This window comes from Mucilaginibacter paludis DSM 18603, assembly GCF_000166195.2.
GTDB lineage: Bacteria > Bacteroidota > Bacteroidia > Sphingobacteriales > Sphingobacteriaceae > Mucilaginibacter > Mucilaginibacter paludis.
In genome coordinates, this window is record NZ_CM001403.1 from 2,422,535 (window position 1) to 2,437,191 (window position 14,657).

The following is a 14,657-nucleotide window of genomic DNA, read 5'->3' on the forward strand; positions in this document are numbered from 1 at the left end:
ATCGAAAGTTGAATTTTGAAGAATTATTTGTGCCATCCAGCTGATATTCCATCTGTTAATTTACCAATTATTTGTGACTCAACTTTTTTGAACTTTTAAGAAGTAATTGGGTGATCACCGATGGCGGTTTGATATTGCATTCTTCAAAGGTCACTATCTCCGGCATTCTTAATTCGTCCTCCAACAGATCTGTGATTTCCTTTATTTGTTTTTTAAAAAGAACATCTAAACCTAAATCCTTTTTGAATGCTTTATAGAATTCTATAAATAAATAAGCGGCGTAATACGAACAAAAATCAGCGTGGTATCGGGTAAAATTCTTAGTGGAAAAAGTAAATAGCTTTGATTCCAGACTGTTAGACCAACCTAAACGTAATAACAATCCGGGTTCAAAATGAACGGTTTTGGAAGTTGCATAATACATGTAATTATAAAGTTTGATCAACTTTGTGTCAGTCGCCATTTGCGCTACACTCGGAAATTCTTTGTCGCCTTTTAAGCCATTTTTAATGAGTATGTCTTTAATTTGATGGGAAAGGCTATCAACTCTTGTCTGGGCATCCCGTATCTCAAGAATAATCTGGCCGGGTCGGTTTTCATCAAAAAAGGATTTTTGAACTAAAGTCCCCTCTATAGTTCGTTTTTCAGTTTGTATGCTGATCAGTTTGTTGCGTTCTATTTTAATATGCTCTTTGATATATTTTATAGCTATTAAATCTTCACAGATTCCACGCAATGACGGCATGATAAAGAAAAATTGATCAACATGCTTTAATTGATTGCACAAGCAGTTAAACTCATAGTTTTTTGCAAACGCGGCCTTCAATAGACAAATAAAGGCTTTGTCTTCAGTATTGAAATCCTCCACAATTAAGTTATCACAATGTGGTTTAATTGCTTCAAAAATTGCTTTAAGGTTTTTCTGTAAAGGCATATTATTGGATTAAATAAAAAATATCAATACTAGAGATTCTGTTATATCTCCTGCCAAATATCAGCGAGTGAAACCTCTATCGGCCTTTGACCCTCGTAATAAACATTAACGATGCCTAAATAAGCCGGATCAATAATTTTATGAATGCCAGTTTCAATGTCTTTTAAAACATCCTCACGAAAATCAAGATCAAGTCCCCAAAAAACCCGTGAGGTTAAAAACATAGTAAATGGAAACGCAGTCCTCAATATTTTCCAGTTATTACTGGGATGCACCTGCTGAAATAACTGTTTAGCGGTATTTACGGGTGATACCCAAATATGGCTTTTCCAAGTCGTTTCATCTGGGAACTTCTGCTGCAACTCCTGTCTTTTATGGGTAAATAACAATGTTTGGGCATAGGGTAAGTTTGCATGCAAGCGTTCCAGTTGAGCCATTTCCACAGATTCAAAGTTACCGGAATTAAAGTCACGTTTAGCCTCCAAACAGACAACACCTTTAAGTGTTTCGCCCGAAGTAAATTGAACATTTACAATCAGGGCGATATCGCCGTAACTGGTTTCCTGCTTTCCTCTGTTCTTAAAACTTTGCCAATCTACAATCTTTGACCACCCATTAAAATGAATCACTCTATTGCTGAATAGTTGTCGCAAGGCTTGCATGAGCTGAAAAGAAATATGGTTTTCATCCCATTCATATGGATATGACCTATTGCATATCGCCGCAAAAATTTCTTCAAGCGCATTTACCGTCCTTCTCATTTGTGATTGGTTATAAAATATAAATCTAAGAATTTCCTATTACCAAACGTCAACAAGTACTCTTGCTTTGCCAAACGTTGCAACCCTCACCACTTTTTAGTAGGTTTATCTCAAGCTGCCAACTTCGCGAAGCCGCTGAAAGTTGGAGTAATTAGAACCATTAATTTATGAGTTTTTATAAATACACAAATATTTCAACTGCAAGTCTTGTGCTTAAAAACAAATCGTTACGATGGTCGAGCCCCTTGATTTTTAACGATTTGGAGGAGTGCCAATTTACTCCATTTACTAAAGAACAGTATGCAAGCTCTTACAAAGCTTACTTCAAAATACTTACCGAATGTGCAAAAGGGCAATCCGATTATAACATTAACGAATTAAGTGACGCGTCCAGGCTAATAATTGAAGTGATGAGGGTATCAATGAATGATGTTGTTTTTAACACAAGTTACTTTGAAGAAGTAGTTCTGAAGACATTTAGTAACCCCGAATCAGATTACAGAGATTTTATCAACGCTGCTCTTATAAAATGTTTTCGAGTCCTTTGTGTTACAGAAAAGTATGATAATAACTTGATGTGGGCGCATTATGCTGATCAGCACTATGGTTGCATTATTGAATTTGACAGTGTCTACCTTAAAAAACCGCGCTTGCTAAGAGAAGGTTATGTGAGATACCATGAAAATCTGCAACCACAATCCAATCCTTTAGATATCTTTCTATACGGCGAAACCGAGGAAACAAGAGATTTATTGATAAGAGATGTCGCATTTTCTAAAAGAACATCTTGGAATTATGAAAAGGAATATAGATTTATGTTTTTTGAAAATTTTGGCGAAATAACGACCAGTATTAATATGCAGACAAACCTTAAAGAAACAGCAGTCAAAAATCAATCTGAAGCATTATTTACTGATGTAAGTATTTCCAAAGAATCTGTTAAATCGATAATTTTTGGGGTTAGAACAAACGACGAGGACGTCAAAAAAGTTTTAGAAATACTGACCGAAAATGATTACCAATGTAATCTTTATCAAATGAAGATGAGAAATGGATGCATGGTTAAAGAAGAATTAAGTTAGGCCTCTTTGCCCGCAAAAGGAATATCGAAAACGCTTGATATAATTATAATTTATTTAAAAAAGCCTGCCGGACTCCGACAGGCTTTTACCCCAAACAGTTTGCTACTGTTATTTACTCTCTTTATTTTTCAGTTCTGTTACCTCTGTACGGCCCGCTTGTGCCAATACCTTGATTTCCTGGTAAGCTTTGCGCAGGCGTGTTCCGGCTGCTTTGTTACCTTTTTCATGGAATGCAACTGCGTCTGCTTCTGTTGCTGCTACTAAGTCTTTTAATTTTTGAAATGTTGACATAAATTTACTTGTTTAAAATTGAAGATATAAAAAATTGATTAATTACGATTTCGCTGAACTTACATGCTCATTTCGTGGCTTTCCGCTTTTCCTTTTTGCTTTTCCTGGCCTTTAGATAATGACTGGTCAAGCGTGGGAGCTTTTTGCAGGTCTTCGCGCTTTTCCGGCTTTCCGTTTAAATGGTAAAAGTTGATGTTGCCATAACGTGGCACGGCCTCGATGCGCATTTGGACTTCTTTGCCGTCAGTGCCGGTCACACTGACCACCGGGCGGTTACCATCTTTCAGTTCATTATAAATGGCTTCCTGCTTTTTTGGGTCGTCCGGCATATTGATCTTGTATTCCGCTAATACTTGTTTCAGATCAAAACCGTAGTTTTCATTATACTGCTGGATCTTATAGTTGCCATAATTATCTTTGGGCTTGTCAAATGCAATCACGTTCCATGCCTGGTAGCCAACACCGGCACGGCTCACCAGATCATCGCGGAAAGCGGAACGACCTTGCAGCATATTGGCCGCCTGTGTGACATTGAACCCTTTGCCTTTGTCCACGTAAAAAGAATTGGTGAGGGTTTGGCCGTAATAGGTCTGCTGGAAATCTTTCGCTACATAATCCACTTTACCATCCTTCATAGTGGCCAGCGGCGTTTTGAATTGCAGGTCTTTTTCGGTTGGCTTACCTAATGCCAGTTCGCTTGCACCTTTCTGTGACTTAAAGAACTCCATGGCATCTACCGGGCTTTGAAATGAGCGCATCATGTTTTTGCCTTGCTCACCGGGAGAAATAACCATGTATTTCTGCTCGTTTTCCAGCGGTTTGGCTTTGGCACTGTAAGCCAGTTCAAACTTGTTAAAGAAATAATAATCGGACTGCCCGGACTGTTTGAAATGCAGCGTAGCATCCATCTGGCCCTTATCCGATGGCAATGTCGTTTTGAGCTGAAAAGCAGGCAGGTCTTTTTCCATGTTCTTTTCCATCTCGGCAATGAGTTGCTTGTCGAATTTAAGGCCTTTCATTTCGGCTTTTAAATTTTCAAGATTGTTCTTGTTCATAATGATGATTTAAGTAAAACATTAATGATTTGTCTTTTGGGTATTGGCCCGCAACAATAGCGGGTAACCCGATTTCAGCGGCTGTTTGATGCGCTTCAGCTTTTTGGTCAGCAGGCCTTTGGCCGCATCCAGTCCGGCACTCGCAAGCTGCGTGGTCAGGCTCTGGTCGAAACCCAGGCCGATACCGCTAATGGCATCCGCGCCACCGGTACTGGCTGCATCGGAAAGCATCGCTTCCGGCGCATTGATGCCGATCATGGCGTCCGTTTGATCAAACACGGTCAGGCTTACGGGGATAATAGAAGTACCCAAACGGATATTGCGTATTTCCAGGTTGAGCCGCTGGTTGCTGAATTTAGCCAGACCAAAAACAGGATAGCCTTTGGGTATCAGCTGGCCATTAATGGTGATGGTATCAAGTAAACGCAGCTTCACTACCGAACCCTCGATAACCTTTTGGTTACCGTCAATAACCGCAGGAATGGCTTTAAATACACTATCTGTTATTGCCTCCGGTTTTTGTGCCTGTGGCTTCACCTGACTGGGATTTTGTACCGCCATGATTTTATCCATGAGGGTATTCAACTGCACCATCTCAGGGTCATCGCCTTTGCCGGATTCCTGCATGGTTTTCATTAGTTTTTCCAGCTTGGCTACATCTTTGGAGACAGGCGCATCTTCGGTAACATCTCGGCTTAATTCATTATAAGAATTCGGTGCGGTAACCGGTGTGTTGACCTGTTTGTTGATAGCCGCCAGTTTTTCATTGATCGCTTTGGTTTGGGGATCATCTGCCTGATCGAAGCCTAAACGATCCGCTACCGAAGCAATTCCATTCACATCAGCATGCGTTGAATCTTTTTTGGTCAGTTCATAGATGCCCATTTTATCCGCAGGGGCATCTTTTTTAAACTGTGCATCCGGTAAGGCCGTATTGATGCCTTTACCAGCTGTGCCTTGCACAGCGACAACCTGTTGCCCTCCCCCCAAGGCATAAAATGCCAGTGCCAGAAAAGGCAGGATGATAAACGGTAGTATAAGCAGCATTTTGCGCTTATCCATTTTTCTTTTTGTCATTTGAAATAGTTTTAAAGGTTAATGATTCAGTGAATTAAAGGCCTGTATCAGCAGGTAGAGGCAATAGCTGCCAAAAGTCGCGCAGAACAAAATCAGTAGAATCAGCCAGCCTTTGCCCGATATTCCCGCCGTCTGCCTATTCAGGTAATCTGCCGCCTGCCGTTGTTTTTTTAAAATGGCACCGGCGATTTGGCCAGCCCGCTGCTCCTGTCGAGGGCTTAACGCCTTTGGTTTTCTTTTGAATATCCTCATGGCTGCTGCGCATTAGTGGCATCGCTGTTTTCCAGTATCTGCCATTGCTGGATCAGAAAGCCATGCGGGTTATCATCCGTTTTATCGCCCAGGTCGCGTATCACGCCCTGGGTGACCAGTTTGCGAACAACGGTATTGCTTGCCCTGATCAGTTTTTCTGTGGCGTAACAGGTGAACTGGTAAGGCGCAGTATTGATATCCAGTTTGATGCTGTCAATTTCCACTTCCTGGGAGATATTGGCAGAAATCAGGTTGTTGTAATAGCCGGATTCCACGAGGTTATCATATTGCTTTTTAGCAGAATTGTCGGCCAGGTAAAGGGCCTTGCTGATTTTCTTTTTGATCTCCTTATCATCCGGGCTCTGGTCAAAGAAATAATGGTGAAAATCCTTGATGTGGTCGCGGAGTTCAACCGGAAGGTTCGCCTTACGTGTGGAGGCAAATGCTTCGAACACTTTACCATTATACAGAATATGCACCCGCTGCTGCGCTTCAGTAACGGCCCTGTAGGTCACAAACGACCATAGGCCGCAGATCAGCACATTTGCCGCGATCAGCACCAGGCTAAAACGCTTGATGTGCTGAAAAGCCGTATCGATATTTTTGAGTTGTTTAAACATAATGTGTGTTTATGATTTACCGGATATCTTGTCTTTGAAATAATCGTTATCATCCGACTGGTCGCCGCCTTTGAGCCTGCGGTAGATATTGCCCATTGCATCAGCCGCCATGCCCGCGCCGGTCTGCGCCGTAGAAGCAGCGGTACTGGTGCCGCCGACCACCAGCGTGTTTACCTTTTGCAGCATCGCGTTGCCGCCGCCAGCATGGACAATGTAATTGGCCACGTTGGGTACCGTGAAATAACCGACAATGCCAATCACGAGAAATACTAAATATGCCGTATCACTCGTAGAAAAGAAAGTGTCGCCTGCTTGCCCGATCTGCGTAATGTCGATCTTGAGCATATTCTGCTGTATCTTACCCAGTATGGCACCGAAGATATTAGCCACAGGCAGCCACATAAAGATGTTGACGTATCGCGCCAGCCAGACCGTGAGCGTGTGCTGAAAGCCATCGTAGACGGCAAAGCCAAATACCAGCGGCCCAAGTATCGCCAGCACGATCAGGTAAAAAGTGCGGATGGTATTGATACACAAAGCCGCCGCTGCAAATAAAACCTGTAACACCTCGCTCATCCATTCCTTGATCGAATTACGAAAGTTATAACTGGCCTTATCCATGTAGAATTTTACATCATTTCCCAGGCCTTCAAACATGCCTTCCTTTTCGCGGTTGGGGTCTTCAGGATGTGTGTACTTGTACCAGCGATCCATGTCACCATGCCCGCTCTCGCCAACGTACATTTGCCATTGCCTGCTTTGCTTGACCGCTGCTTCTTTCTGTTTCAATAACGCAGCTATTGCGTCATCGGAGTTTTTGACCATCGCAGCGGTGGCAGTAACCACCGGCTTAAGTACCCCGTTCATCAAAGGGATCACTGCGGTTTGAAAGGCGATAATGGCAGCGCCCAGCATGAACGGCCTGAGTAAAGGGTAAAAATCCACCGGTTCGGCATTGGCAATGTGCCGCCAGACCCTGGAAGCGATGTACCACAATGCCCCGAAACCGGCCAGTTCCTGCGCCACACCAATGAGGTTACCGCAAAGCGGTATCATTTCGTTATAGACATTATCCAGTACCGGCTGCATCCCGCCCAGATAGTTTGCCAGCCCTTCGGCATGGGAACTAAAAGGCAAAAGCATGGCCAGTGCCGCAATAAATGCGGTCATTAAAATTGGTTTCTTCATAATTGTTACTTTAAATTGTAATAGGCTGCTGTTCCCGAGATATCATCCTTTTCCTTTTGCCGTTGCAGGTTTAAAACCGCCGTTTCCCGATTGAACGAGCGGAGAAAGATCAATTTATCCTGCGTATCAGCATGAATCTGGTCAATCGCCTGTAGACGTTCATCATCACTCATGCGCAATTTACCGGCAGTGATGACCATGATGAGCCGATCAAGGTTTTCCAGGCTCTGGTTAAACAAAGATCCATAAACCCTGCCCAGGTAATCCAGTTCCCCGGCATTGAAATTACCGCTGCCACTGAAACGCCTATAAGCGGACTTATATTCGGAAACTAAGGCAGACTGATCGCTGATGATATCTGCAATTTTGTAATATTTACGCACTTCCGGGCTGACCAGCATTAAGCCATCCAGAAAAGTCTCGTGCAGGGAAAAATTGCCCTGGGCGATGTTTTTTACAGAACTATAGCCTGTCGAAAGGATGGTATAACCCTTTTTCATATCGGACAGGATCTGCTTGAACTGCGCCAGCTTTTCCACGTTCAATAACAACTGCTGAATCTCGGTAGACTGTGCAGATGCACCCTGCAATCCGAAAAAGGATAACACTAGACCTAACAACGCGATTTTAATTGTTTTCATAATACCTCCTTACGTTTTGCGTATCGCTTTGCTGCTGCCTGACCTGGATAACCAGCAGCGTAACGCCCGCTGTAAACTGCTGCGTAAACGCATACTTGTCCAACGTGCTTTCATAGACCTTGCCCAATCGCTCCAAACGCTCGTCGTCTGTCATTTCCAGCTTGCCTGAGATAATGACCAGCTCCAGTTCATCCAGGTCTTTACGGCACAAGTCCGTAATGGTTTGCTTTACCGAACCGATATACGACTTGTTATCAGCAGGCAATACATCCAGTCCGTCCAGCTCATTAAAGCGCTTCAGCAGTTCGGTTTGCATGGATAGAATACGATCGACCCGCTTATCGTTCCGTATCACGGGGTTGACTCGTTTCAGCGAACTGATGTACAGCGAATGCAGGTCAAATTCCCCGCTTGTGATGTCCTTAATGGTGCCCAGCCCGGATTTGGCAATCGTGTAGCCTTTCTCCAGAAAGCCGGTATAAACCTGTAAGGCGGCGATCTGTTGCAGCAGATACTTCTTTTGGGTACTCGTTTGTTTAAACCATTCCGCAAAAGTTTGTGCCCGGCTAAGCGAACTACAGCAAACCAATGCCAGGACACAAAGGCAATACCCGTATTTTTTAATTGACCTCATAAATTTGCTTTAAGGTTTTCACTTCCAGCGCCGATTGAGAACGCTGTATGGACAGCGTAATATTCTGCTGGTTGAACTGCTTTAGGTCCGAATAATTATCGTCCATTTTGGCCGACGCTGCATTGATCAGCTCCAGCCGCTTGCCATCGCTCATCTGCGTTTTAAAGGAGTTGGTAACGATAAACACCTGGTCAAGATTTCGGATACTCGCCTCCAGTATCCCTTTATAGACCGATTCCATGTGCGTCAGCTCGTCCGGGCTGAAATGCTTGTCCTTATTGAACAGCGCAATCGCCCAGTGATATTCGCGGACAATGTTGGTCTGTGTTTCTGCCAGATGTTTGACCCGCTGATAAGTAGCAATCATCGCTTTTACTTTGACCAGCTCATCATAGTAGTTTGCATACAGCTTCCGCTGTCTTTCCGTCCAGTCGGATATCTCGTCCAGCTTAAACTTGGACAACTGGTTCTCCACCGTTTTTTGGGCGTTTTGCAGCCAGATGGTCTGATTTTGCAGGCGCTGCACCTTCAGGTCTATGGCCTTGACCACTTTTTTGATTGCCGCCTTGATCACCTCTGCAATTATCACCTGTGCATTCGCCCCGGAGGGCAAAGCCACAAGTACGGTTGTGGCACTCAGCGGCAGAACAACCATATAGGTTCTTATCATTCTCTTTAGTTTATTTCTCATAAATACTTTGTTAATTGACTCGCCGGTAACGGCTGCGCTCTAAAACCAATATTCCTTTTCCAAAAGTCAGCGTGCGGCCCTTACGGCTTTCGGTCATCACCCTGGCACCAGGGTCATAAACTGCTTGCCATTCCTCTACATGCCATTGCAGTTTGCTTGGCTTGCCATCTTCAGCGATCTCGCGGTAACCCGTTTTCCGGTGGATGGTATACTGCTGACCCTGCACATGCTCTACTTGTAAGGTGTCGTCAGCAATACTGAACTCGCCGGAAGCATGGTTGACATAAGTGCCGTTAAAATCAGGCTGGGAATGGCAACCGAAAAGGAAAATAAATAGTACAGCGATAAGCGCCAGTCCGACGTTTTTTGTAAATGTTGTTTTGAATACTAGTTCCATAATGAATTAATTTAAATGGTTAAAAAATCTTCGCTCCGTTACGGAGCTCAGCCGCAAGTACGGCGATCCCTTTACGGATATCGCCGTACTTTGCGGCGTATTCCTGTACTTTCATCTTTTCCTTTTCTTCGGTTGAATAGCAGAGGTATTCTTCCAGGCTAACCTCTGTACGGTACACCTTGCTCTGCTGGCCGCCGAGTGAAATGAACACCTCTTTGTACTTTTTGGTCGGGTCATTGGCCTTGTTCATAGAAAGGATCTGCGCCTTTTCCTTACCGGTCAAACCCATGAGCGCCTGTACATCGTCAAACTTGTTCTGGTACTTGCTCTGGTCCAGCAGGATCTTACAGTCAGAGTTATTGATGATGGCCTGCTTAACGATGGGCGATGAAATGATATCCTCGATCTCCTGGGTAACGACTACCGCCTCACCGAAAAACTTACGCACCGTTTTAAACAAATATTTAATGTACTCTGCTGTACCTTCACGGGAGATCGCTTTCCACACTTCTTCCAGTAAGATCATCTTACGCACACCCTTCAGCTTGCGCATTTTGGAGATGAATACCTCCATGATGATGATCGTTACGATAGGCAGCAAAATGGCATGCTCCTTTATCTCGTCCAGCTCGAAAACGATAAAGCGCTCGTTAAGCAGGTCAAGGTTACTGGTGGCATTCAGCAAATAATCAAACTCACCGCCTTTATAGTAAGGATTCAGTACATACAGGAAATTATCGACATCAAAATTTCGTTCCTGCACTTTACCATCTTCCAACACTTGCAGGTATTCCTCCATCAGGAATTCATAAAAGGAATTAAAACAAGGGAATACATCAGGATGCAAACCCAAATACTCATAATAAAGGGTCAGCGCATTGGATATGGCCACATACTCTGAGCGGGTATAGCTTTCGTCATCCTTTTTCCAAAGCGTCATTAGCAAAGTTTTGATGCTCTCCTTTTTTTCGGTATCCAGCGTATCGCCTTCAGCGATATAAAAAGGATTAAAACGGATGGGCGATTTCTCCGAATAGGTAAAATAATAGCCGCCCATCAGGTCGCAAAGCCCTTTATAACTGTGGCCTACATCCACCAGAACGACGTGCGCACCCTGCTCGTAGTAAGAACGCACCATGTGATTGGTAAAAAAACTCTTACCCGAACCGCTCGGGCCGATGATAAATTTATTGCGATTGGTCGTCCAGCCCCGAAGGATCGGTTCATCTGATATATCCACATGCAAGGGGTAACCCGAAGTGCGGTCGCCCAGCCGGATGCCGAAAGGCGACATGGAGGAACGGTAACTCGTTTCCATGTTGAAGAAACAAACGGCCTGCTCCGCAAAAGTGTCGAAGGTGTCATTCATCGGGAAATCCGCCGCATTTCCCGGCATCCCCGCGAACCAAATCTGTGCCGCGCCATCGGTTTCCTGCTTACAGACCGCATCCATCGAAGCCATAGCAGAGCCTACTTTATTCCGCAATTCTGCCAGCTCGGAAACATTATCCGCCCAAGCCAAAACGTTAAAATGTGCCTTGACCGGAAGGCGCTGTTGCCCAATGGCCTCATTCAGGAAATCATTGCAGGCATCCCGCGAGATCGCGTTCTCCCTGGAATAAGCGGATAGCGATTGTAAACGCAGCTTTTTCGCTTCCAGCGCCTTGATCGTTTTATGGGCATCGCCAATAAACAGGTACTGGCTGTAAATGTGGTTACAGTCCAGGAACTGTCCGAGCGGAGAAGCAAACCCAATACTGTATTTACTGCGGTCCGTGGAATACTTATCATAGTTGATACGACTCCCGCAAAAGGCAGGCAAGTCGGCAGCATCCGATAAGGTATACAGTTCGCAATGCTGGTCACCAACCCGCAAGCCATCACGTAAATGAATGTCCCTGATCACCGGCTGCTGATTCGGTCGTAACAGGAACAGGTATTTTTCAATGATACCCGCCGTGTTAGCCGTGCCACATAATTCCGGCTCCAAAAGTCGCCGCATACTCATCAAGCCGCTGTCCGCTATGATCCGCTCAAACTGCCCGCAGGCCGAAACAAAATCTTTGTAGCGTTTTTCATCTTTCACCTCCACAGGAGAGATCGACTTGCGCAGGATATTGGCATATGCTGAAGATGACAGCTTACGAGCCAGCGGCTTTAAGGTAATGAACAGGAAACACTCATGGTCTAAGTACGGTCTTTCGTTAAAGAACCGCTCCGAGGCCAAAGACAATACACCATCACCTGCCCGCACGAAATCCGCCTTTACTTTACCTTTAGTGTACCAGTCTGCTTTATGCAACACGGTATCGGGCAACAACACCCTGACCGCTTTTACCATGGCCAAATGCTGCGCCTCGAAATTCTGTTGCGAAAGCGTACCCGTTTCGGCGTGTTCCACCCGCCATGCAAACGTGATATCGCCTGACATGGAGATCATGGCATCCCGTTCTACTTTCCAGACCGGCAGTATTTTTTCGATCTCTATCATACGCCCACCTTTCCCGACGAACGCAGCGTCGTAAATACCCGCCTGGAACTGAACCTTACATAATTCGGCAGCCCACGTTTGGCCATATACTTTTCCAAGCCATTAACACCGAAGCGTTTAGATAGGCGATTGACAGAAAAGAACAAACCGCCACCCAGGGCAAATACCAGCGGCACAATGACCATCAGGCCGGTACCCAGCAGGTAAAGGATAATAAAGGTTAGCAGCAGTACGACCAGCCCGACCGCCAGGTAGGCGATATACTGGCCGTATAGGCCCCGGAATTCTATGGGTTTATTAATCCCCTTATTAATTTGATATACTGTACTCATTTACGTAAAATTTTAAGATCACCGGCAGGCAAAGCCGCAGCGCCATTCTTAGCCAGGCTTTGCGCCCCGCCTGCCATGATCTGTGAATCATTAATCCGACTTATATTCCAAAGAAGGATTTTAGTACCGTAGCTACTACTACTAAAAAGATACAAGAGCCAAACCAGGCCGCTGCCACCTTATTGGTGTCCGGCTCGCCGGCATTCCACTTATTGAACACTTTCACCGCACCGATAAGGCCCACAACCGCGCCAATGGCATACATCAGGTTACAACCTGAATCAAAGTAGCCTTTGACCTTATTGGTCGCTTCATTTATCCCTGCCGCGCCGTCCTGGCAATAAGCAGTCACACTGCAAAGCATCTGGTACACGCAAAGCGTTACCGTTAATAGCCATCCTTTGACAAACAATTGCTTTTTCCTGCTGTGTACACTTTCAGGCTTCACCTGAACTTTTAATTTTTTCATCATGCTGTCTTTGTTTAGTTTTCCAAATCGGCAGTACCTCGATGTACCGCCTGTTTTTTCGGAATGGAAACCAAACCCGACCCGCAATTAAAAAAGGCCAAAAGAACTATACCCAAAGGCTGTCCAGTTCATCATCGGACAAAAAGAAGGGCACATGCTCCCGGATAAAAGCATTGATCGCGGACAGCGCCGGACTGGAAGCAACCGCAGGGTACTTGCTTTTTACCAGGGCGAAAAGAGACAGGAAATACTCCTTACCGCCGTCTTCTTTCTCCAGGATGCTGCAAATGGATTTCACTTCCTCCTGCACATCTGCCAGCAGCCCAAGCTGTTCGTCCTTGTCCACGAAAGAAAAATCCTCCGCTGATACCAATGCTACGCCTTCATCCAAAACAGACTTGCCCATCAGATCATCCGGTGACGAATCCTCAAATTCTTCCACCTCATTTTGCCAGCTATGCGGTAAAGGTTCGGCATCGGCCTTACTGCCCGACAACAAGCCGAAGACTTCTTTACGATAAAACAGCAGCCCGATCACCAGGAACCAAAACAGGCTGAACACGCTTGCGGCCAGTAAAAAGTCCGGCCATGAAAATGATTTTAACATAAGATTGTTGTTTATTATTCCGGCGGCTCCATTGCCCCCGGATCACAAAATCAAAGGTCAGGAAGCCGGAAACAGGCTTATCAGTAGTACTGATGAATAAATCTCAAACCGCCTTAACACTAATTTAAACGGCCATTTCCCAACAGTTCATCCGGGTCAAACGCATCGTCTTCGTCCAGATAGGCAATAAAAGCCGCCTGTAAAAAATCGAAGAAATGCGTGCGCGAAATCCTTTTGCGCCGTTTGATCTCGGCCAGCTTATTGGCCGGGTTGACGATCTTCAAGCCAAAACTTTCATTCAACCAGCGGAAAATCTCCGCCAGGGTCGCTTTCCCGTCATTCAACTGTTTAGAGAGATAAATCCCATAACCCAATTCCACCACATTGATCAATTCGCCCGTCCATTCAAACCATTTTTTACCGGCAATCGCAGGCATACCCGTAGCGCCCATAATGCCGTTGCCGACGCCCGGAACCGGGCAGTCAAGCGCCGACAGCTCGTTCAGGATATATTCCTGCAACATTTCATAGGCGATAAATTTGGAAAAGAGGTAATCCCCGTTGGTGGAGTAATCAGGGTCTAATTCCGGCACATCATGCAGTAAAGGCGAAGCCATGACCGCACCTGGAATAAACAAAGCTTCATCCATTTCTGTGAAACCCGAACGGTAGTATTCATAATAAAAAGCATGCTGATTAAAATAGCGCAGGATAAATTCCAGTTCCTCCAGGTAGAATTTGCGGAGGATATCCGGCGGACCTGCCGGTCTCTGGGACAGTAGGGTATACAAGGCCACATGGTAGATCTTTAAAGCATAATACTCCGGTTTCTCGAACTTATAAAAATAGATCTGTTCCAGTTTCTCTTTAAATGGATTCGCCAGCACCGAAGTCCTGACATCCTTTAAGTATTCCCTGATCAGGGCAATCGCCTCGTTGAACTTTTCCACCAGACCCAGGTCATCGTTACCAGAGATCACTTTCAGCTTGCCCCGCAGTTCACGAAACGCCACTTTGAAATTGTTTTTACGCATATATGATGATTTAAATAAACCTGCTGACGCCCGGAGGCTACCATTAGAAAATCAGCAGAACGAGTATCATTTGACCATAGGCATATTCGTATTGGTTATTG

Annotated in this window: 18 protein-coding genes; 1 reads left to right on the forward strand and 17 read right to left on the reverse strand. The window is 45.0% G+C overall.

Annotation, left to right across the window (positions count from 1 at the left end):
- Positions 1–67: 67 nt before the first annotated feature.
- Positions 68–934, reverse strand: a complete 867-nt coding sequence (locus tag MUCPA_RS10020) for a DUF5677 domain-containing protein (RefSeq protein WP_008506164.1) — start codon at positions 932–934, stop codon at positions 68–70.
- 41 nt (positions 935–975) lie between these two features.
- A complete protein-coding gene (locus tag MUCPA_RS10025; RefSeq protein ID WP_008506165.1) occupies positions 976–1,695 on the reverse strand; it encodes a hypothetical protein in 720 nt (239 codons plus the stop codon).
- Between the two features lie 167 nt (positions 1,696–1,862).
- On the opposite strand from MUCPA_RS10025, the gene MUCPA_RS10030 reads away from it, so the two are divergent.
- On the forward strand, positions 1,863–2,777 hold the full coding sequence (locus tag MUCPA_RS10030; protein WP_008506166.1) for a DUF2971 domain-containing protein: 915 nt from the start codon (positions 1,863–1,865) through the stop codon (positions 2,775–2,777).
- Positions 2,778–2,885: 108 nt separating this feature from the next.
- Here MUCPA_RS10030 and MUCPA_RS10035 read toward each other — a convergent pair whose 3' ends face one another.
- The 15 genes from MUCPA_RS10035 to MUCPA_RS10105 all read right to left on the reverse strand — a co-directional run bounded on the left by MUCPA_RS10035 (position 2,886) and on the right by MUCPA_RS10105 (position 14,556).
- Entirely contained in the window at positions 2,886–3,068 is a 183-nt protein-coding gene (locus MUCPA_RS10035) for a hypothetical protein (protein ID WP_008506167.1), read from the reverse strand.
- Between the two features lie 59 nt (positions 3,069–3,127).
- Positions 3,128–4,123, reverse strand: a complete 996-nt coding sequence (locus MUCPA_RS10040) for a hypothetical protein (RefSeq protein WP_008506168.1) — start codon at positions 4,121–4,123, stop codon at positions 3,128–3,130.
- 21 nt (positions 4,124–4,144) lie between these two features.
- Positions 4,145–5,200, reverse strand: coding sequence for a conjugative transposon protein TraM (gene traM / locus MUCPA_RS10045; RefSeq protein ID WP_008506169.1), 1,056 nt, complete (start codon positions 5,198–5,200; stop codon positions 4,145–4,147).
- Between the two features lie 18 nt (positions 5,201–5,218).
- Positions 5,219–5,452: a hypothetical protein gene (locus MUCPA_RS10050; RefSeq protein WP_008506170.1), complete on the reverse strand. Its 234-nt coding sequence runs from the start codon at positions 5,450–5,452 to the stop codon at positions 5,219–5,221.
- The gene (traK, locus tag MUCPA_RS10055) at positions 5,449–6,072 is read right to left on the reverse strand and encodes a conjugative transposon protein TraK (RefSeq protein WP_008506171.1); all 624 of its coding nucleotides are present in this window, start codon (positions 6,070–6,072) and stop codon (positions 5,449–5,451) included. The genes MUCPA_RS10050 and traK overlap by 4 nt, the downstream gene beginning before the upstream one ends.
- Before the next feature lie 9 nt (positions 6,073–6,081).
- On the reverse strand, positions 6,082–7,260 hold the full coding sequence (traJ, locus tag MUCPA_RS10060; protein WP_008506172.1) for a conjugative transposon protein TraJ: 1,179 nt from the start codon (positions 7,258–7,260) through the stop codon (positions 6,082–6,084).
- A gap of 5 nt (positions 7,261–7,265) precedes the next feature.
- The gene (locus tag MUCPA_RS10065; protein ID WP_008506173.1) at positions 7,266–7,901 is read right to left on the reverse strand and encodes a hypothetical protein; all 636 of its coding nucleotides are present in this window, start codon (positions 7,899–7,901) and stop codon (positions 7,266–7,268) included.
- A complete protein-coding gene (locus MUCPA_RS10070; protein ID WP_008506174.1) occupies positions 7,888–8,535 on the reverse strand; it encodes a hypothetical protein in 648 nt (215 codons plus the stop codon). Before MUCPA_RS10070 ends, MUCPA_RS10065 begins: the two co-directional genes overlap by 14 nt.
- Positions 8,522–9,226, reverse strand: coding sequence for a hypothetical protein (locus MUCPA_RS10075; RefSeq protein WP_040625826.1), 705 nt, complete (start codon positions 9,224–9,226; stop codon positions 8,522–8,524). The genes MUCPA_RS10070 and MUCPA_RS10075 overlap by 14 nt, the downstream gene beginning before the upstream one ends.
- 10 nt (positions 9,227–9,236) lie before the next feature.
- The gene (locus tag MUCPA_RS10080; protein WP_008506176.1) at positions 9,237–9,623 is read right to left on the reverse strand and encodes a hypothetical protein; all 387 of its coding nucleotides are present in this window, start codon (positions 9,621–9,623) and stop codon (positions 9,237–9,239) included.
- Positions 9,624–9,642: 19 nt separating this feature from the next.
- A complete protein-coding gene (locus MUCPA_RS10085) occupies positions 9,643–12,114 on the reverse strand; it encodes a TraG family conjugative transposon ATPase (protein WP_008506177.1) in 2,472 nt (823 codons plus the stop codon).
- Positions 12,111–12,446 (reverse strand): DUF4133 domain-containing protein, encoded by a 336-nt coding sequence (locus MUCPA_RS10090; RefSeq protein ID WP_008506178.1) that lies wholly within the window; start codon positions 12,444–12,446, stop codon positions 12,111–12,113. The genes MUCPA_RS10085 and MUCPA_RS10090 overlap by 4 nt, the downstream gene beginning before the upstream one ends.
- Before the next feature lie 100 nt (positions 12,447–12,546).
- Positions 12,547–12,918 carry a DUF4134 domain-containing protein gene (locus tag MUCPA_RS10095; RefSeq protein ID WP_008506180.1) on the reverse strand — a complete coding sequence of 124 codons (372 nt, stop codon included), beginning with the start codon at positions 12,916–12,918 and terminating at the stop codon, positions 12,547–12,549.
- A 103-nt stretch (positions 12,919–13,021) separates the two neighbouring features.
- Complete coding sequence (locus tag MUCPA_RS10100) at positions 13,022–13,522, reverse strand: hypothetical protein (RefSeq protein ID WP_008506182.1); 501 nt, start codon at positions 13,520–13,522, stop codon at positions 13,022–13,024.
- A gap of 119 nt (positions 13,523–13,641) precedes the next feature.
- Positions 13,642–14,556, reverse strand: coding sequence for an RteC domain-containing protein (locus MUCPA_RS10105; RefSeq protein WP_008506184.1), 915 nt, complete (start codon positions 14,554–14,556; stop codon positions 13,642–13,644).
- Between the last annotated feature and the right edge of the window lie 101 nt (positions 14,557–14,657).